The sequence below is a fragment of the Qipengyuania sp. HL-TH1 genome (genome assembly GCF_036365825.1).
In the GTDB taxonomy this organism is placed as follows: Bacteria; Pseudomonadota; Alphaproteobacteria; order Sphingomonadales; family Sphingomonadaceae; genus Qipengyuania; species Qipengyuania profunda.
The window spans coordinates 2,427,034-2,443,995 of record NZ_CP142675.1; the positions used below are offsets into that span (position 1 = coordinate 2,427,034).

Here is a 16,962-nt window from a genome sequence, read left to right on the forward strand (position 1 = left end):
CTTTGCATGCCTGTCGGCAACTGCCCTTAAATCGCAATCGCCCGCCCTCGCCCAAGATCGAGGCCATGATGGAAGGCTAGTTCGCCACCAAGCGAGCGACCGCTGGTCATACCGATGCCCAGCTCGGCCTTGCGACTGGCGAGGAGCGACTCAAGCTGGGGATCGCGCTGGAGGCTCTTTGCCATATTCGACATCTCAGAGCGGGCTGACCGGTAACTGCTCATCTCGCCATGCCTGTAGCTTTGCTCGCTGTTCCTCTGAAGCTTCTGCCAGCGATCCACAAACTGATCGGCCTTTTCCTGCCCTGCACCGCGAGCCTTCTGCACGGCCTTCATGGCAAGGATGGCACGTCGGACTTCACCCTTGGCCGCCTCATGCGCTAACGGTGGATCGGCAAGATAGGCCCGCTCGATGTCGCGTGAATAGTTCGCACCAAACGCGTCCAGTTCCTTGCGCGCCGTCGCAAGCTCCTTCTTCAGCGCCGCCTGACTTCCCTGCTCGACACGCTGATCGAGGGTCGCGCCATTTTCCTGCGCCATGAACAAGTTGCTAACTGCGCGGGCGTGACGTCGAACAGCGGCCTGCGCCCTGATCTGGCGGTCTGCTTCCGGCGTGCGCATTCCATCGATCAGGCCGCGCACTTTTTCTGGCACCTTGCGAATAATCTCGGCAACCCGCTCACGGAAGCTGATCCCGCGCCGCTCGGCAAACCGCCGCTCAATGCTCTCGATCTCGCCATAGTCGCTTGCCATATCCTTGGCGCGCTCGCGCGACAGAGTTTGGGCGAGCTTGTCGCGGTCTGCAAAATCATCGCTGCCATAGTGGAGGTCGGCGGAGTCGCGATGGCGGGATAGTGCAACATAGCTGCTGTGCTGATCCATTCCCGGCGTCGCCAGAACATGGGCGCGGTCCACAGTGACACCTTGCGATTTGTGAATGGTCGCGGCGTAACCGTGGTCGAAATGGGCATAGTCCTTCGTGTCGAACGCGACGCTCCGACCATCGTCGAGCAGCACCGCCATGCGCTGCGCGCTGACCGATTGCATCGTGCCGAGGCTCCCGTTCTTGATGCCAAGCTCGCGGTCGTTGCGCAGGAACATCAACCGGTCGCCGGTCGCGAACTGTCTTGTGCCGCGCTCGGCATTGATCGAAACGTCTTGGCCCAGCGCGCCGTCCTCGCGCAGCCTGTCGCGCGCCAGCTCATTGAGCGCGCGAACCTCATCGTTGGTGTGCGTGAGAATGATGCGTGACTGATCGGGTCGTGCGGCGCGTTCGCGATTCCAGCCCACGATCAGTTCCTCGCGCGCAGCGTCGCGCGTCTCGGCAACATGCACCATGCCGTTTGCCGAATATGCGTCCAATGCCTCGGCGGTGCGGCCCGTTGCCAGATGGCGCGTGGCATCTCGCTGCCAGTCCTCGCGCTGCCGCCGCACCTCGGTAATCTCGACCCCGCCGTGGCGCTCATGGATCGCGCGGAACGCCGCGCCTGCCTCAATCGCCTGCAGCTGCTGCGGATCGCCCACAATAACGACTTTGGCTCCGGCATCATTCGCGACAGACTGAACCCGCTCCATCTGGCGCGTGCCGACCATGCCAGCCTCGTCGATGACCAGCACATCACGCGAGGTGAGCCGGTCTCGGCCCTGCGCCCACTGATGTTCGAGGCTGGCGATGGTGCGTGATGCGATGCCCGAGCCGTTCTCCAGCCCTTCGGCCGCGATGCCGGATAACGCCGCGCCGCAAACATTGTACCCAGCGCTTTCCCAGGCCTCGCGGGCAACGCCCAGCATCGCGCTCTTGCCGGTCCCGGCATAGCCAACGACTACGCCGAGATCTCTACCGGCGGTAGCATGCTCGAAGGCCGCGCGCTGCTCGCCTGAAAGAAACAGACCCCGCTGCTCGGCGGCGGCCAGCGCGCGGTCGCGAAACTGCTCGTGCACGCGGTGCTGTTCGCGTTCGGCGATCGAAGCGGTCGCGCGTTCCAACCGCGCCTCCACCTCGATCATGTCGCGCGACGTGAATCGCTCCTGTCCCTTCCCATCCTTGCCGAGCGCAACCAAATCAGGCGAAGACTGCACCGCGCTCAGCGCGCGATCAAACTGGTCCTTTCCATCCGAATGGCGATGGACGAACCTCGCCAAGTCGCGGCGGGTAAATGTCGCCTGGCCCTTCGTGATGGCATCGAGGGCAATGTCGGGTTTGGCGATGATCCGCTCGCCGTTCTCGCGCGCGATGGCGTGATGTTCGATCAGCCGGTCTGCTTCCGCCCCCATGCGCAATGACGGCGCACCGATCTTGGTCTGAGGCTCCAGCTCGATCCCCTGCGCCTCCAGACTGCGATGATCGATCCGCGCATCGATATCGAGCTCAGCCAGCCGTTCGTTGACGTGGCTTGCCCAGCGCTCGCGCCATGTCTCGATCAATTCGGTGCGGTTCCAGTCGCGCACCTTCTTGCCGAACCCGTCTTCGCCTACCTCGCGCATGGAGAGCATGACATGGGCATGCGGCTTGGCGAGACCGTCCGCGCCCACATCCCAATGGACATTGAGGTCGGCGATCATGCCGCGATCCACGAACTCGGACCGCACAAAGTCCCGGGCAAGCTCGATACCCTGTTGCTGGTTCAGTTCGTGCGGGATCGCGAACTCGATCTCGCGCGAGAGCTGCGCGTCCTTGCGCAGTTCGGTTGCCTCGACCTCGTTCCACAGGGTCGAGCGGTAGCCGAGCCGTTCGGGCGCACCCTCGGGCAGCATCACTTCGGAATGGACGACACCCGACTTGTTGGTGAAGTCGTGCGAACGATCCAGTCGATCATCGTGGAGCCGCTCGGCGGAACGGTAGGCGGCGGAGGCCACCGCGCTCGATCCCGCGCTGCGCGAAATGACTTTTGCCGAGAAATGGTAGATCGCCATGACGGCAAGCCAGTTACTGCAAACAAGCGACGTCGGCACGACGTATAAGCGCGCCCTCACAGGATAAAATCCTGTTCGGGACCGGCGCGTATCAGCCCGTCTCGGCAACATTGCAGCAATCGGAGGCGGGCCGCTTTAGGATGATCTCATCACAAAATGATGGAGAAAATCATGCGCAGACCCAGAGATTTCGATGCCGAGCTCAAGGCCCTCAATGAGAAGGCAGCACAGCTCAAGACCCGCAAGGTCAAGCAATTTGGCGAACTGGTGATTGCGACTGGTGCCGACACCCTCAGCATCGAGGAACTGACCGGCGCACTCGTAACCATCGCGGCCACCAATGACCCTCAAAAGCGGGAGGCTTGGGCGACGAAGGGCCTGGCATTCTTTCAGGGGAAGACGCGGACTACGCGCAACCAACCTAAGGGCAACAATCAAGGCAGCGCGAAAGGTCCAGACAGCAATACTGCGGCTTGAAGCGCGACAGCGCCGCACCGAGAAGAAGGACTGGGCGATGAAACGACGTGAACGCACGCGACAATTGATCGAACTGGGCGGTTTGGTCCAGAAGGCAGGGCTCATCGAATTGACTGACGATGACCGTGCGGTCCTGCTCGGCGCGTTCCTCACGGTCGCGGGCAAACTTCAGGGCGAAGAACGCGAACAGGCTCTGACCCTGTGGCGGCGGCGTGGTGGCCGGGCCTTCAAACAATAATGGAGCGAATTAAGGGTGCAGGCTGAGTCCGGCTTTGCTAAGCTGAAGAGGATGCGTACCGATCTCGATCATCTGCCGCCGCAAAAGCAGCGCGAGCTCGAACGCGTCGTCCAGCTGATCTTTGAAGAGTTCGATGACGCCTTCGCTCTCGCAAAGCATGACTGGAAGAAGGCCGGCCGGATCCTCAAGGTCATTCTCTACGGCAGCTATGCACGAGGGACCTGGGTCGATGAGCCGCACACTGCCAAGGGATACCAGTCCGACTATGACTTGCTCATCATCGTCAACGACAAGCGGCTTACCGATCGGGTCAAATACTGGGCGAAGCTCGATGACCGGCTGATGCGCGAGTACGGGGTCACCGGCACGCTCAAAACGCCGGTGAATTTCATCGTCCACACCCTTCAGGAGGTGAACGACGGGCTTGCACACGGGCGCTACTTCTTCATGGACGTAAAGCAGGACGGGGTGGCGCTGTACCAGTTCGACGAAACCGAACTGCATACACCTAAGCCCAAAACGCCCACACAGGCGCTTGCGATGGCGAAGGAGTATTTCGAGGATTGGTTACCGAGCGCTCAGAGCTTCATGCGTGGATACGGCCATGCGGTTGACGATGGCGACCTAAAGAAAGCCGCTTTCGACCTGCACCAAGCGTGTGAGCGTCTCTACCATACCGTTCTTCTCGTCTGCACGTTTTACACTCCGCACGTGCACAATCTCGGTTTCCTGCGCACCCAGGCCGAACGTACCGATCCGCGTCTGACCTACGTCTGGCCACGTGAAACAAAGCGCGACCGCGCGCGCTTCGAGAAGCTAAAGGAAGCCTACGTCAAGGCGCGCTACTCGAAGCACTACCGGATCACAAAAGACGAGCTCGAATGGCTAGGCGAACAGGTCGAGGAACTGGGCCGTGTCGTGCACGAGGTGTGCTCTCAACGGATCGAAAAGCTCGAGGCCGAGGCGAAGGCGTCGGACGAATTGAAGCCTTGACCAGCGCGAAGCTAGGCCGCGTTCAGTCGCTTTTGGAGTGCCTCGATCCCTTCAAGCAATTCCGCAAAGGTAGGCGGCTCTTGCATGAACATTTCGCTCATGGCGCTGTAGTCTCGTTTAAGGTCTTCAGCGATTGCCTCCGATGGTAAAAGCTGAAGGGATCCGAGCACTGCCGTCTCATATGAGGCCGATTTGTCCGCAAACATCAGGCTCTTGTTGTGTACCACCTCGGCCAGCAGGTCCGGTTTCGATAAGGCTTTCGCATCGATACCGGCATGCGCGAGCATGAGCGTGTCGTAATAATGCCGTGACATCCCATCGCGAAGCTTGCCGCTGTGGTGCAGCATGTGAAGGATCGTCACCTTTTCCCAAAAAGTACGGGTCGCCGCCAAGGTCGGGATTTCGGCGATCGCGTCCGGCAATTCGTCAGGAAATTCGGCGGCCAGATAGGACGTGATCGCCTTCAGTTCTGACGGCTCTGTGTCGCCGCGCGCGCCGAATTCGAGCTTGATGCGCGGCTTGATGTAGCCTGCGTCGGCGTCTCCGCCATAGTCGTTGCCGTAGTTCAGGCCATAGCCGGTAGTTTGCGGGTAATTGAACAGCAGGGTCTGACGTTCATTGTCGTCAGAGTCGAATTCGAGGTTCCAGCCATCGGCAGTCCCCAGCGCGGCTTCGATTTCCCTGGCGAGTACTGGCATGATGTCCTTGGCAACATAGCCTTGCGCCGCTTCCTTGAGCGCCTTGGTCCTGCGTTGTCGCTCTTTGCCGCTTATCCCGTCCTCCATCGGCGAGTTCACTTCGCTAACGCGCGGGGCGCCTTTGCTGATGGTGAGATCGATGTCTTCCGAGAAGCGGTGAATGATGTCGTAAGCCTTGGAGAGCGACGTTCCGCCTTTGAACATCAGATGACCGTTTAGCTCTTTGCAGGTCATGAGCCGCCGCAGCGTCCAGCAGACCCAGAAGTCTTTCTCGATGATCGTTGGCGTCAGATCGCGCCTTCCAGCGGCTTCCTCAATGAAGGCGCGTCGGTCCGCGGCGTCCCTTCGGGCAAACTCATCCATGCCGAGCCTCCGCGATCCGCAGCACGACGTCGCCCATCCATCCGGTCATTTGAGGGCGAGCATTAATCAGGGCCTTCATGTCGGCGTCGCCCAATCTGGCCGCAAACTGATGGATGATGTCGCTGTCCATACCGTCCTTCCCGATATGCGCCATGGCCTGAAGCACCGCGTTGGCTTGATTGGATGCTTTATCGAGTATGGGCGCGCGCGCATGCTTGAGCGCCACAGTACGCCCTGCCACCCGTTTCGTGCGCGTTGCGCCATCGGTGGCGTAGGCAGACTTCGCCGGAACCTGTGTGGAGAGACCAAGGCGATTTGCCGCCGCTGCCCCAGCGGGTCCGATCCTGTCGCCGCTCTTGCTTGCAAGAGCGCGGGCAAGACTGTCTGGATCAGGGCTGAGCGCGCCCAGCTTGCCATGCAGCCTGGGGTAGTCGTAAATGCCGCGTCCGACACGGCGAATCTGGCCAGATTTGGCGAGACGCGATAGAGCCATGTCGACCGAACCGCGCGTGCCGAAGTCTATGAAGTCTTTGGGCGTAAAGGCCCAGCCACGGCCTTTGCTGCGCACGCGCTTCATGATTCTGTCGACCATCGCGGCCATTCCGGGCCTCCTTTCTGTTAGAAATTAGCATAGATATTTCTAACAAGCAATTAGCTCAGAGCGGGAGAGACTGCCGGTGGCTAAATGCGCCCGTACAAGGATTACAACAAAGCCCGCCACGCCTCACAAAGCAGCGCACCAAGCGGGTCTTCTATGAAGGCCGGGCGCTAAGCGCCCGGTTCCTTCTTCTCGTCGTCCAGCGGCGTACGCAAGACGATCCGGCCATTGATCGGCACCATCTCCAGTTGAAGCGAAAGCCCCTTGCGGTCGCGATGGAACCACGCGGCTCCGATACGGGTCCAGAAGCCCTTGTCGCCCTTGTTGGCGACATGCCAGGCGAGGAAGTCCGGCGGATTGGTTTCCTGCGCGGGTGCGGTATTGCTGCGTGCCATAATGATTTCCTTTCGTGTGTGGTGGCTCGTTGCACCAAACGGGAAGGCCGCACGGCCAAGGGCAGAATTCATGTCCAACACGGGTGACCCCGGCGGAGCCCGGGGGAACCGGCGCGGGCCGGGCATTGAAGGCTGACCGCGTGTGGCCAGTTATGTGCTCAAGAACGGAACCGCCTGATCGCAAGGCATGCAAACACATGGCGAACCGTCACACTTGCGCGCTGGATCACTCTCGCCCAAACCTTCGCCATGGCAATCGAGGGCAGTTCACGGAAACGCTGGAGCGAAGAGGAGACGGTGCTTGCGCTGTATCTCTATTTCCAGCTGCCGTTCGGAAAGCTGCACTCTGGCAATCCGGAAATCCAAGAGCTTGCCTCTGCGCTCGGGCGCACAAACAGCTCGGTCGCGATGAAGCTGTGCAACTTCGCCAGCCTCGACCCCAAGATCACGGATAGCGGACGGAAAGGTCTGGATGGTGCGTCCAAGCTGGATCGCGCGACTTATGCAGAGTTTGGCCAGGACTGGACCGGACTTGTCTCGCGGGCCGAAGACCTATGGACTGCACAGGTCGGCCAGTTCGAGGCACCACCCACTCCGACGCACCTAAATGAGAAGCGTAGCGAATTCCGGTTCGAACCCTATCAAGGCGAATCCACGGCGCAGGCGCTCGTCAACCAACGCATCGGCCAGGACTTCTTTCGCCGCGCTGTGCTCGCCAATTACGAAGAGACGTGTTGCGTTACCGGCATCGCCGATCCGCGCCTGCTAACCGCGAGCCACATCAAGCCATGGGGCAAAGACAGCGAGAACCGGCACAATCCTGCCAATGGCCTTCTACTGTCAGCGACGCTCGATCGCGCATTCGATCGCGGGCTTATCACGGTAGATCGTCAACGGCGCATTCGCGTCTCGCGGCAACTGCGCGAAAGCCAGAGCCGCGAGACGCGCGACTATTTTGCGCAATTCGAGAAGGCGACTTTGCGATCAGCAATCCGGTTCGATCCCGAACCGGCGTTTCTCGATTGGCACAACGAACACTGCTTCGTGGATCAACGCGCCGCCTGACGTGTCAGGCGGCGCGCGGAACTCCAAGTTGCCGCCCTTCTTCAATATTCGCTGGCAAGCATGATGGTCAGCACCCGCCGTGTCACAGCGGGATTGGCCGGATCCTCACTACCGAACTGCAAGTCGCGGTCGTAAGCATCGATCTTCCAGAATACGGTTTCGGCAGGCCGCGCCGGTCGCTCAGTAGTCCAGCGGCCATCGCCATCTTGATAGATCGCCCCGAAATCGCGTTCTCCGTAAGGATCGCTATCCGGCGTGAAGGCGTCGAATGTCTCAACCAGTTCGCGCACATGCGACTGATCCTCTTCGGGCAAGGCCCGGAAACCCTCGGTCACCACGGCAACGCAGGCAAGACCCATCGCTTGCCGTGCCCTATCGTTGAGCCGAGCGATCCGTTCGCTGCGAGAAAGAGTGCCAGCACTCATTGCACCGCCCTCACGCCACATTCGCATAAATTGACCAGCTCGCCGAAATCCTGCCGCTCGCCCAGTTTTTCCGCCAGACGCTGCACAGCCCCGAACGGCAACCCGTTGTCATTGGCCAGCATCCGCAGCCAGTCCTCGCGGCACTCCGCCCCGCAGGCGCGATAGTTCAACATCAAATCACCCACCTTCTGCTCTCCTCCGGCTGAAAGCCGCACTGCCTGCGGCATGCGGCTCTGCCTTCCGGCGAGGATGGGAGGGGGAGGGACAACCGGAATCGATGCCCTGGCGCGGGCCAACGGGCGAAGGCCGCCACACGGGGGTGTCGATTCCGGTTTGGGAACGAGAGGGCGAAGCCCTTGGCGTTCCCTCCAACAAAAGATTGCGCCGTCAGGCGCTGCCCGGGCCGCGTCAGCGGCTCACAAAAACGGCGCCCTCGCACGGCGCGACGCAGTCGGGCGATGTGTCGGCAAGCCGAGTGCGCGACAAGGCTGTTGCATCGTAGATGCAGCGCCGCTGTCTCAAGCGAGCGCGCGACCGGCGCTTGCCCGGCAAGGAGAGAGGCGAGAGCGGCTGCGGGTCAGTACAAGAACACCGCGCCCGCAGGAGCGCAGAATGCGCGGGACCGAGCGCGTCCTTCGGAAATTCCCGCTCAACTTGGAACTGCTCCCGATCGTCACCCGGATGGGCCGGGACTACAGGCCCGGTCCGCGCAGCGGATAGAGCGGGTCGCCCGGAGGGCAGCACCCAATCTGCTGTCCGAACTCAATGTTGGCCTCAACCCTTCACCATGTCCTACGCCGATTTAATAAACGGTCTGAGGCAAAGGCGCTTTAATCACTTCGCGCCTATAGCGGCGGGAAAAAGGCTTTCCAGCTCCACCATCGCATTTTGAATAGCAGGCTCCGTGAGACCGAGCTTGGCAATCTTCGGATGCCATTCCGGGTCCTGGTCGATGTAACTCAGAACCGCCTGCGAAGTGGGGTTTGTACCCTGGTGACTGAGCGCTAGCATTGCGTAATCGATTGTCGCCAGCAGCTCCCAAATGTCTTTCTGCTTGAATTTAAATTTATCGCGAACCCATGCGGCGGCTTGGGTAAAGTTGTATTTGTCCATCCAGCTTTGCGCTTCACCAATTGCTGCACCGGGAGAGTGCCCGGGCCCGTATTTTCCGGAGGCTGGCGTGATCCAGTTCTTGTCCAGCGCTACTTTGATGCCGCCTGAATAGCGCATCGTTGGGTTATACGGACCTGCTGCTTTGCGAAGATACTCGCCATCCAGAACGGTTTCGCCCAAAAACCTTCGCGCGAAATAGACCGCTTTCTGCAACCGGAAATTGCCAAGCGGTTGGCCGCCCTCCTCATGAAATGCTTTGATAATCGCAGCGACAAGCACGGCTTCCTTGAACCGGCTGTCAACCTCACTACGGCCAGATGGAACCGGGAGTGATACGACATTGCCAGTTTTTCCGGCTGGTGCAGCCGAGGCGGAAGATTGCTGCTCAAAAATCTGATGCAACATTGCGGGGAGCAATGCGTCGGCTTCCTTTGCCGTTTCCGCTCGGATCGTCTGTATTTCGTCGGCCAACGCGCAAAGCTTGTCGAAGCCGAGCTGAGCTTCGAGAGACGGAACCGGCACAGTGATTTGCTCCGCTTTCTTGATCCCCAAGGTCCGGTTGCGGCCTGCGCCGCCTGGTGAGGCTGTACCAATCTTGTGCAGGCCCTCGGGGCTTAAGAGGTAGTACCGCAGAAAAGTGGCAGTCGCCAATTCCGGTTCAGGCACGCAGGTCAAAAATCGGTGAGAACCTACTCGCTGATGATCCTTCTCGCCCGGAACCGCGATCGCACCTTCCCAAGCGAACACAATGTTGAACAGCAAATCACCGTCATGAATCTCAAATAACCGCTTATTGCCAACATCCGCACCAGTGAGCACAGGCTTATGAAATGTTCCTTTGCCAAAGGAACGAACGCCAAGCTCAGGATATTCTCCGTCGAGCTCCACCTCAACGGGTCTTCGCACCAGAGGGGCTACTTCTCCTAGCGGGCGATAGTCTGCCCCTTCCACGATCTTATTGAATGCGTTTTGCAACATCGCTCTGGTCTCGCGCTCAAGCGCCTGAAGAACCGTTGCACGCTCCTGCAAATGCGCCTCTACATAATTTAGGCGCTGCGCGATGGCGTGCTGTTCGTCTAGCGAGGGAAGCGGGATTTCAAGTTCCAAGAACTTCGTTGGCGAAACGGTATCCCGTCGTGCGCCCATCCCCCTTGCGCCTTGACGCAGCCTTTCCCAAACGGAAGGCAGTCGTAAGAACCAGGCGATAAATTCGCTATCGGCGCTAACCGAGTCGCAGCGAAAAGTCGGAAATTGCGTCGAGAGAAAACAATCTGCATGGCGTTTATCGACAAGCGCGATCGCTCCTTCCCATGCCTTCAGTTGGCTGAGGACGATCATCCCTTCAGACAATTTGTGGAACCGTTTGTATGATGTTTCGGCGCCAGACAGGGGTTCTCGCCTGAACAGGCCTCGCCCAAAGCTGTAAACCCCGGCCATCTGATAAGCTGCAGTGGGGTCAATCTCGACAGTTTCGATCGAAACTGACACCACCTCACCAAGCGGCACTGATTTCCAGGCCACTACGCCAGCTCCGCCAGTGTGCGCTTGATGTCGCTCACGATCCCTAAAATCCGCTCTTCCTTTGCTGAAATGCTGTCCACGATCTCCAAAGGTGTGCGGTGATCGATCACACCGCCCGCATTGGGATTTTTCTGATCCAGGTTGCAGGCGACAACGCGGCCTGCCTCATCGGTTTCGATCAGATCGGTGCCCTTGATTTTCCAGGCCTGTTCGTTGGGTGTTCTGTCGCTCCACCAGTCCAAGCATGGCTGTAATTCTGGTGAAGTCAGCGGTGCGGTTTTGGAATACTTCTTCCGGCCTTCAGGCTTCGGCTGTTCGTAATACCAGATATCGCCCGTAGCTTTGGCGGTATCGAAGAAGATCACATTGGTTGGAATATCCGTGTAGGGCGCGAACACACCTTCAGGCAGGCGCAGTACGGTATGTAGATTAAATTCGCGGATCAAGTCCGCCTTGATCCGCGCGGCAATGCCGGTGCCAAACAGCACACCATGCGGAACAACAACGGCGGCGCGGCCTTTCCCGCGCCGTTTCAGCCGGCGCATGATCATTTGCAAAAACAGTAGCGCTGTTTCTGTTGTCCGGCGGTCTTCGGGAAAGTTGTTGAGGATGCCAGTTTCCTCCTCGCCCCCAAAAGGCGGGTTCGACAGGATCACTTCAAAGCGGTCAGCCTCACCAATCTCTGCAAGGCGCGTACTGAGCGAATTGCCCGGATCGATCTGCGGCGCCTCAAGCCCGTGCAGCAGCAAATTCATCTGCACCAACAGGAAAGGCAGGGATTTGGCTTCCCCGCCAAAAATGCTGCTTTCCTGTAAGGTCTTGTGCTTTTCCACCGTGTTGGCCTGATCGGCCATATGGGTGAAGGCTTCGGTCAGAAATCCGCCAGTACCACATGCTGGATCGAGAACCTTCTCGCCAATCTTCGGATCGGTAACTTGGACCATGAAACGGACGATCGGACGCGGAGTGTAGAATTCTCCGCTGTCACCCGCTGCATCACGCATTTCGCGCAGTAAGGTTTCATAGAGCCGTCCAAGTGTGTGGACCTCCTCGGAAGAATCAAAATGGATGCCGTGAACGAGGTTGATCACATCCCGTAGCAAGTAGCCGCTTTCCATGCGGTTCGTGAGCCCACGAAATACGGTTGCGACAACATCCTTCCTGTCGCGCTTGCCGTTATCTCCGCGCAGGCCCTTGAGATAGGCAAAGAGGCCCGGCCCCGTGGAACCGTCCGGAAGTTCGGCTTCTTCTGCCGTCAGAAAGTGAAGCAGATCTGGTCCCGTGATGCCCGCCTCGTCCGCAGCCCAATCCCGCCAGCGATAAGGCGCTTCAATTGCACCGCGAAAGCGCTTGCCAGACATCTCAGCCTTTTCCTCTTCGATCAATTCCATGTCGTCGAGAAATTTGAGGAACATGATCCAAGTGAGCATGGGAAGCCGATCAAGGTCCCCGTTTAGACCTTTGTCCTTGCGCATGATCTTGCGCGCAGACTTTATGATGCTGTCCAAGCGCTGAGCTGTGGTGAGAGGTGCTTTGGATTTAGTTCGACGTGTCACTTACAGTTTTCTTTCTAGGCGCCGTAGAGGCGCATCTGGAGTTCGTTGACGGCTTCACGCATTGCTTTGCCTCCGCCGAAACGGGCGGCGATCTCGATCACGTTGCCCCAATCGTTGAAGGGCGGAATTTCGAGTACATCGGGAAGGGTAAATTGAGCCGCGCCATGCTCGGCGTATTTTTCTATTAGGGCGTCGAGAACCTCGCGTGCCTCTGGGCCGTGCTTGGCAAAAAACTCTGTTTCGTTTCGTTTGAGACTGTCGGCTCGCTCGCGCCGAGTCCGCAAGGGTGCGTTGTAGGCGAGATGGCACAATAGATCGAAGGGATCCGCGTCTGGCTTTCCAACGGATTCGCCCAGAGTGCCGGGATCGATCCCTTTTTCTTCGAGCTGATCGATAATTTCCGCACGGCGGGTAGGGTCCAGCCAATCTTTACGAAGTTCGGAGGCATTCGGGTATAGCGTGCGAACCTTATCGCCTGTGTAGTCGGTTAGATGACGGCAGGCCAGCTTCTTGCCATCAGAGTCGAGTTCGTAAACCAGCTGCCTGATAATCTCGACTTTGCCGCCATCATAATAGAACTTTCTCGGGCCGTCCGACTCAATCTCCTCAGGCAAGCCGCCATCAACTGGGTCTTCGAACGCGGTGTCATCAACCTCATTGCTAAAGTCTGTTTCTGGGGAAACGTCGGCTTCTTCGATGACGTCACCCTCTTCGTTGATGACCTCTTCGCGCTCTCTGACCGGATCACCATCAAAAGCGGGATCAGCGAACTTCTCTGTCGCCGTTCCGGTGTAATCAATGATGTTGAACGCCAGTTTGCCATAGTCGGCTCGAAGCCGAGTGCCGCGTCCGATGATCTGCTTGAACTCTGGCATGGATCCAACGACGCGTGCCAGGACAACGTTCTTGCAGGTGGGGGCATCTACGCCGGTCGTAAGCAATTGCGATGTGGTTAGAATGACAGGTGTGCGTTTGTCGATGTCCTGAAAATTGGCACGGTGACCTGAGCCGATGTCCCCTTCGTCGGACGTTACCCGACATACATAGTCTGGATAGTCTTTCACCAGATCGGCGTTCAAACGGGCCAATGCATTTCGCATTTCCAGTGCGTGTTCCTGGTTCACGCAGAACACTATGGTTTTTGCAAACCGATCCGTTTCCTTCATGAAAGTGCTTAGGTGTCCCGCAAACGCTTCGGTTCGCGAGCGCACTGCGATGACCCTTTCGAAATCACGAGTTCCGTATTCCGAGTCCGGAATTTCTCGTCCGTAGCGATCTAACTCCCCTTTTGACGGTCGCCATCCAACAGCATCGAAGTCGGAGATAACCCGATGGACTCGATAAGGCGCGAGAAAGCCGTCTGCGATGCCTTGCGCCAAGCTGTATTCGTATATGGGGTCGCCGAAATAGCTGTAGGTATCGGCATTGTCTTCGCGCTTAGGCGTGGCCGTCATGCCGATTTGATGGGCTTGATCGAACCATTCAAGAATTTCGCGCCAGTTGCTGTCATCGCGAGCGCTGCCGCGATGGCACTCATCAACGATAATTAGGTCAAAGAAGTCCTTCGCATAATCTTTGTAAATGCCGTCGCGCGCTTCGTTGCCAGCGATCGCCTGATATATCGCGAAGTAAATGTCGCGCCCCTTGCTGATTTCCCCTCCGCTGATCTTGAAGCGGGCGTCGCCAAAAACGCTGAAATCCTTGTCCTTGGGATCGTCTACGAGGACATTGCGGTCCGCGAGGAAGAGAATCTTGGGTTTACGATTGGTCCCTTTCGCATTCCAACCCCCGTTCCAGAGCTTCCAAGAAATCTGGAACGCGACGGCTGTCTTTCCTGCGCCGGTGCACAAGGTTAGCAGAACGCGCTTGCGGTCTTGCAGGACTGCCTGGACCGCGCGGTTGACCGCAATCTCCTGATAATAGCGTAGCGGCTTCGATTTATCAGGATAGGTCGGAGAGAGGAGATGCGCCTTAATCTCAGGAGTGATTTCCTCAGTCTCCGAGAGACGGGCCCAAAGCTCCTCAGGCGAAGGATAGGAAGACACTTCACGCTCGATGCCGGTCGTGTAGTCAATCTCGATGATTTCACGCCCATTCGTGGAATAGGCAAACTTTAGGCCCAGTATCTCGGCATACTCGCGAGCTTGCTGAAGCCCATCGGCCGCATGCTTGTATTTCGATTTTGCCTCGACAACCGCGATAGGGAAATCGGTACGATAGCGAAGGATAAAGTCAGCGCGTTTTTGGCGTCCGCGCCGGGCCTTACCCCCGACAAAGACAATTCGGCCGTCAGTGAAGGTGCGTTGCTCATTGATGGCATGGGGCGCGTTATCCCACCCGGCTTCCACCAACTTGGGGACTACTTCTTTGCGGCACGTATCTGCTTCGGTGTCCATCTTTGCCCCCAAAAAAGCTCGCAAGAAGCTTTACACACTCGCCCCTTGTGAACCGATCGGTCGATCTAGCCCCGCAAAACGGGCAACCTTGATCTCCCCTTCGCGTTTCCGGGCTTGAGCAATATCGTAACTGTTCTGCATCCGCATAAGCGTGTCCATCGGGACGCCGAAAGCCTTTTCGATCCGCAGCGCCATTTCCGAAGAAAGCTGCGAATGCTCATTAAGCAAGGTCGAAAGCGTCGCGCGGGTAACGCCCAGAACCTGCGCCGCCGCAGTCACCGAAAGGCCAAGCGGCTCGATAATCTCCGACTTCACGAAGCCGCCCGGATGTGCGGGGTTCTTCATGCGGATGCCTGCAGTCGCGCTCATGGCCACCTCCTAAGGGTAGTCTTCATAATCAAGGTCGATGACGCTCCATGTCTTGGAAGAACGACACGATCCGCCGCACCTTGGAGACAACAGCGAGCTGCAAGCTGCTGGCATCGTCAATCCCAATGAAGCGCCGCAACCCTTAGTGGGTCACGTTGTTGATTCGCATGAAGGTTTCTATCCTCTAACTGTATGGCGTCAAGTGACGCCATACAGTTAGAGGTCACCGGGAGCCGCCTTTTGCGCGCCTGTCTTCGATCGGCGCAAGTAGCTCTTTCCTCATCGGACAAGACCATCAATTTCATCGCAGGGGGTGTCAGCGACCACCAATCAATGGAATGCCGAACATGCCAGATCCAGACCGTATCATCCGCCTCAAGACCGTTCTTCACCGCACAGGGCTGTCGCGGTCGACCGTATACCGCAAGATCGCCGAAGGGACGTTCCCGCCGCAGATACCGATCAGTGTCCATGGGGCGGGCTGGAGCGAAGCTGAGATCAACCGCTGGGTGGCAAACCCGCCGGGTTATCGCGTACCTGAAGCGCGAAGAGGGGCTAGTTCTGACTAGTTCGGAACAATCATGCTGTGCAGCTACAATCTTGCCGATTTGCTGATCTGCATGATTTCCGCGCCATCGCGCAGCATGTCGAGATGATCGCTCCACCATTGATGCATGGTCACGCGCTCCTCCCAGTAGCGCCCCCGGTTGTAGACTGCCCTAACGCTGTTGGCGTCGGCATGAGCGAGCGACCGTTCGATGGCGTCCGGCGACCACTTGCCGCTTTCGTTGAGGAAGGTCGACGCGGTGGTTCGCAACCCATGCGCCGTCACTTCACCAGTCGCATAGCCCATGCGGCGAAAGGCCTGATTGACGGTGTTCTCGCTCATTGGACGTCGCCAAGTATGGAAGGCCGGAAAGACAAACCCGTCGGGCCCCGTGAGAGCGAAGAGCTCTTCAAGATAGGTGAGCACCTGGCGTGACAACGGAACTTCATGCGCGCGGCGCATCTTCATGCGCTCGGCGGGAATTTTCCAGACCGCATTGTCGAAGTCGATCTCAGACCACTTTGCCATGCGGATCTCACCCGGTCGCGCCATGACGTGCGCCGACATCTGCATAGCAAGTCGCGTGACTGCATTGCCCGCATATGCGTCCATTGCGCGCAGCAACTCACCCATTTGCTTGGGATCAAGAATTGCCGCGTGATGCGTGACCTTTGGCACGACCAGCGCGCCGCGCAGAATTGAACTGGGATCCGTCTCGCCGCGTCCGGTAGCGACGGCATAGCGGAAGACACGGCCCGCAAAGGATCGGCAACGCCGCGCGGTTTCATACTTCCCCCGCGCCTCAATCCGCTTGAGCGCAGCCAGCAAGTCCACAGGCTTGATGTCCGCGACTGGGAAGGTCCAGATCGGCTTGAGCTGCTCGAGGAGCCAGTTGGCTTTCTGCGTGGTCGCCTCCGACTGTCCTTCAGCGACCCGCTTGTCGATATACTCCCTGGCGATCTCAACAAAAGTATTTGCCGCGTTGAACGCCGCGACAAGCTTTTCACGCTTGCGCTCAGCCAGTGGGTCCTTGCCCGCATCCAGCTTGGACCGCGCATCGTCCCGCCTCTTGCGAGCTTCGGCGAGACCGACGTCCGGATAGCGACCAAGCGCAAGCCGCTTCTGCTTCCCCATATAACGGTATTTGTACCGCCATAGCTTCGATCCGCTGACTTGGACCTCCAGGTAAAGGCCGCGCTCATCCGTATGCTGGGATATCTTCCCAGTCGGACGGATGTTCCGAATTTGCATGTCTGTGAGCGCCACGATCGAATCTCCTCAACGTTTCCGGAGAAG

At 58.6% G+C, this 16,962-nt stretch carries 16 protein-coding genes; 5 read left to right on the forward strand and 11 right to left on the reverse strand.

The features are described from left to right. Window positions 1–26: 26 nt before the first annotated feature. On the reverse strand, window positions 27–2,912 hold the full coding sequence (traA, locus tag VWN43_RS12510) for a Ti-type conjugative transfer relaxase TraA (RefSeq protein ID WP_320182172.1): 2,886 nt from the start codon (window positions 2,910–2,912) through the stop codon (window positions 27–29). Window positions 2,913–3,068: 156 nt separating this feature from the next. On the opposite strand from traA, the gene VWN43_RS12515 reads away from it, so the two are divergent. Genes VWN43_RS12515 through VWN43_RS12525 form a run of 3 tightly spaced genes read left to right on the forward strand, consistent with a single transcriptional unit; the run spans window position 3,069 to window position 4,620 of the window. Next, the gene (locus VWN43_RS12515) at window positions 3,069–3,389 is read left to right on the forward strand and encodes a conjugal transfer protein TraD (protein WP_320181553.1); all 321 of its coding nucleotides are present in this window, start codon (window positions 3,069–3,071) and stop codon (window positions 3,387–3,389) included. Between the two features lie 37 nt (window positions 3,390–3,426). Beyond that, a complete protein-coding gene (locus tag VWN43_RS12520) occupies window positions 3,427–3,627 on the forward strand; it encodes a conjugal transfer protein TraD (RefSeq protein ID WP_320181552.1) in 201 nt (66 codons plus the stop codon). Window positions 3,628–3,678: 51 nt separating this feature from the next. Next, window positions 3,679–4,620 carry a HEPN domain-containing protein gene (locus VWN43_RS12525; RefSeq protein WP_320181551.1) on the forward strand — a complete coding sequence of 314 codons (942 nt, stop codon included), beginning with the start codon at window positions 3,679–3,681 and terminating at the stop codon, window positions 4,618–4,620. An 11-nt stretch (window positions 4,621–4,631) separates the two neighbouring features. Here VWN43_RS12525 and VWN43_RS12530 read toward each other — a convergent pair whose 3' ends face one another. The 3 genes from VWN43_RS12530 to VWN43_RS12540 all read right to left on the reverse strand — a co-directional run bounded on the left by VWN43_RS12530 (window position 4,632) and on the right by VWN43_RS12540 (window position 6,674). Next, window positions 4,632–5,681 (reverse strand): nucleotidyl transferase AbiEii/AbiGii toxin family protein, encoded by a 1,050-nt coding sequence (locus VWN43_RS12530; RefSeq protein WP_320181550.1) that lies wholly within the window; start codon window positions 5,679–5,681, stop codon window positions 4,632–4,634. Then, window positions 5,674–6,282 (reverse strand): DUF6088 family protein, encoded by a 609-nt coding sequence (locus tag VWN43_RS12535; protein ID WP_320181549.1) that lies wholly within the window; start codon window positions 6,280–6,282, stop codon window positions 5,674–5,676. Before VWN43_RS12535 ends, VWN43_RS12530 begins: the two co-directional genes overlap by 8 nt. 167 nt (window positions 6,283–6,449) lie before the next feature. After that, a complete protein-coding gene (locus VWN43_RS12540; protein ID WP_320181548.1) occupies window positions 6,450–6,674 on the reverse strand; it encodes a hypothetical protein in 225 nt (74 codons plus the stop codon). A 249-nt stretch (window positions 6,675–6,923) separates the two neighbouring features. Between VWN43_RS12540 and VWN43_RS12545 the strand changes: the two genes are divergently transcribed. Then, the gene (locus VWN43_RS12545; RefSeq protein WP_320181547.1) at window positions 6,924–7,739 is read left to right on the forward strand and encodes an HNH endonuclease; all 816 of its coding nucleotides are present in this window, start codon (window positions 6,924–6,926) and stop codon (window positions 7,737–7,739) included. Window positions 7,740–7,780: 41 nt separating this feature from the next. Here VWN43_RS12545 and VWN43_RS12550 read toward each other — a convergent pair whose 3' ends face one another. The 6 genes from VWN43_RS12550 to VWN43_RS12575 form a co-directional block, all read right to left on the reverse strand. Then, window positions 7,781–8,164 carry a DUF3768 domain-containing protein gene (locus VWN43_RS12550; RefSeq protein WP_320181546.1) on the reverse strand — a complete coding sequence of 128 codons (384 nt, stop codon included), beginning with the start codon at window positions 8,162–8,164 and terminating at the stop codon, window positions 7,781–7,783. After that, a complete protein-coding gene (locus VWN43_RS12555; protein ID WP_320181545.1) occupies window positions 8,161–8,391 on the reverse strand; it encodes a hypothetical protein in 231 nt (76 codons plus the stop codon). Before VWN43_RS12555 ends, VWN43_RS12550 begins: the two co-directional genes overlap by 4 nt. Before the next feature lie 607 nt (window positions 8,392–8,998). Continuing rightward, window positions 8,999–10,798 (reverse strand): restriction endonuclease subunit S, encoded by a 1,800-nt coding sequence (locus tag VWN43_RS12560; protein WP_320181544.1) that lies wholly within the window; start codon window positions 10,796–10,798, stop codon window positions 8,999–9,001. Further along, window positions 10,798–12,306: a class I SAM-dependent DNA methyltransferase gene (locus VWN43_RS12565; protein ID WP_320181543.1), complete on the reverse strand. Its 1,509-nt coding sequence runs from the start codon at window positions 12,304–12,306 to the stop codon at window positions 10,798–10,800. Before VWN43_RS12565 ends, VWN43_RS12560 begins: the two co-directional genes overlap by 1 nt. A 62-nt stretch (window positions 12,307–12,368) precedes the next feature. After that, window positions 12,369–14,750 (reverse strand): EcoAI/FtnUII family type I restriction enzme subunit R, encoded by a 2,382-nt coding sequence (gene hsdR, locus VWN43_RS12570; protein WP_320181542.1) that lies wholly within the window; start codon window positions 14,748–14,750, stop codon window positions 12,369–12,371. A 30-nt stretch (window positions 14,751–14,780) separates the two neighbouring features. After that, window positions 14,781–15,095, reverse strand: a complete 315-nt coding sequence (locus tag VWN43_RS12575) for a HigA family addiction module antitoxin (protein ID WP_330767540.1) — start codon at window positions 15,093–15,095, stop codon at window positions 14,781–14,783. A 371-nt stretch (window positions 15,096–15,466) separates the two neighbouring features. On the opposite strand from VWN43_RS12575, the gene VWN43_RS12580 reads away from it, so the two are divergent. After that, on the forward strand, window positions 15,467–15,688 hold the full coding sequence (locus tag VWN43_RS12580) for a helix-turn-helix transcriptional regulator (RefSeq protein ID WP_320181540.1): 222 nt from the start codon (window positions 15,467–15,469) through the stop codon (window positions 15,686–15,688). 23 nt (window positions 15,689–15,711) lie between these two features. Here the strand turns inward: VWN43_RS12580 and VWN43_RS12585 are convergent, their stop codons facing one another. After that, on the reverse strand, window positions 15,712–16,932 hold the full coding sequence (locus VWN43_RS12585) for a tyrosine-type recombinase/integrase (protein ID WP_320181539.1): 1,221 nt from the start codon (window positions 16,930–16,932) through the stop codon (window positions 15,712–15,714). Between the last annotated feature and the right edge of the window lie 30 nt (window positions 16,933–16,962).

Excerpts from the sequence above, each read along its gene's own strand:
- VWN43_RS12535 (WP_320181549.1), bottom strand. The coding sequence starts at position 6,282 with ATGGCCGCGATGGTCGACAGAATCATGAAGCGCGTGCGCAGCAAAGGC.
- VWN43_RS12575 (WP_330767540.1), bottom strand. The coding sequence starts at position 15,095 with ATGAAGAACCCCGCACATCCGGGCGGCTTCGTGAAGTCGGAGATTATC.
- VWN43_RS12545 (WP_320181547.1), top strand. The coding sequence starts at position 6,924 with ATGGCAATCGAGGGCAGTTCACGGAAACGCTGGAGCGAAGAGGAGACG.
- VWN43_RS12555 (WP_320181545.1), bottom strand. The coding sequence starts at position 8,391 with ATGCCGCAGGCAGTGCGGCTTTCAGCCGGAGGAGAGCAGAAGGTGGGT.
- VWN43_RS12550 (WP_320181546.1), bottom strand. The coding sequence starts at position 8,164 with ATGAGTGCTGGCACTCTTTCTCGCAGCGAACGGATCGCTCGGCTCAAC.
- hsdR (WP_320181542.1), bottom strand. The coding sequence starts at position 14,750 with ATGGACACCGAAGCAGATACGTGCCGCAAAGAAGTAGTCCCCAAGTTG.
- VWN43_RS12540 (WP_320181548.1), bottom strand. The coding sequence starts at position 6,674 with ATGGCACGCAGCAATACCGCACCCGCGCAGGAAACCAATCCGCCGGAC.
- traA (WP_320182172.1), bottom strand. The coding sequence starts at position 2,912 with ATGGCGATCTACCATTTCTCGGCAAAAGTCATTTCGCGCAGCGCGGGA.
- VWN43_RS12530 (WP_320181550.1), bottom strand. The coding sequence starts at position 5,681 with ATGGATGAGTTTGCCCGAAGGGACGCCGCGGACCGACGCGCCTTCATT.
- VWN43_RS12580 (WP_320181540.1), top strand. The coding sequence starts at position 15,467 with ATGCCAGATCCAGACCGTATCATCCGCCTCAAGACCGTTCTTCACCGC.
- VWN43_RS12525 (WP_320181551.1), top strand. The coding sequence starts at position 3,679 with ATGCGTACCGATCTCGATCATCTGCCGCCGCAAAAGCAGCGCGAGCTC.
- VWN43_RS12515 (WP_320181553.1), top strand. The coding sequence starts at position 3,069 with ATGATGGAGAAAATCATGCGCAGACCCAGAGATTTCGATGCCGAGCTC.
- VWN43_RS12520 (WP_320181552.1), top strand. The coding sequence starts at position 3,427 with ATGAAACGACGTGAACGCACGCGACAATTGATCGAACTGGGCGGTTTG.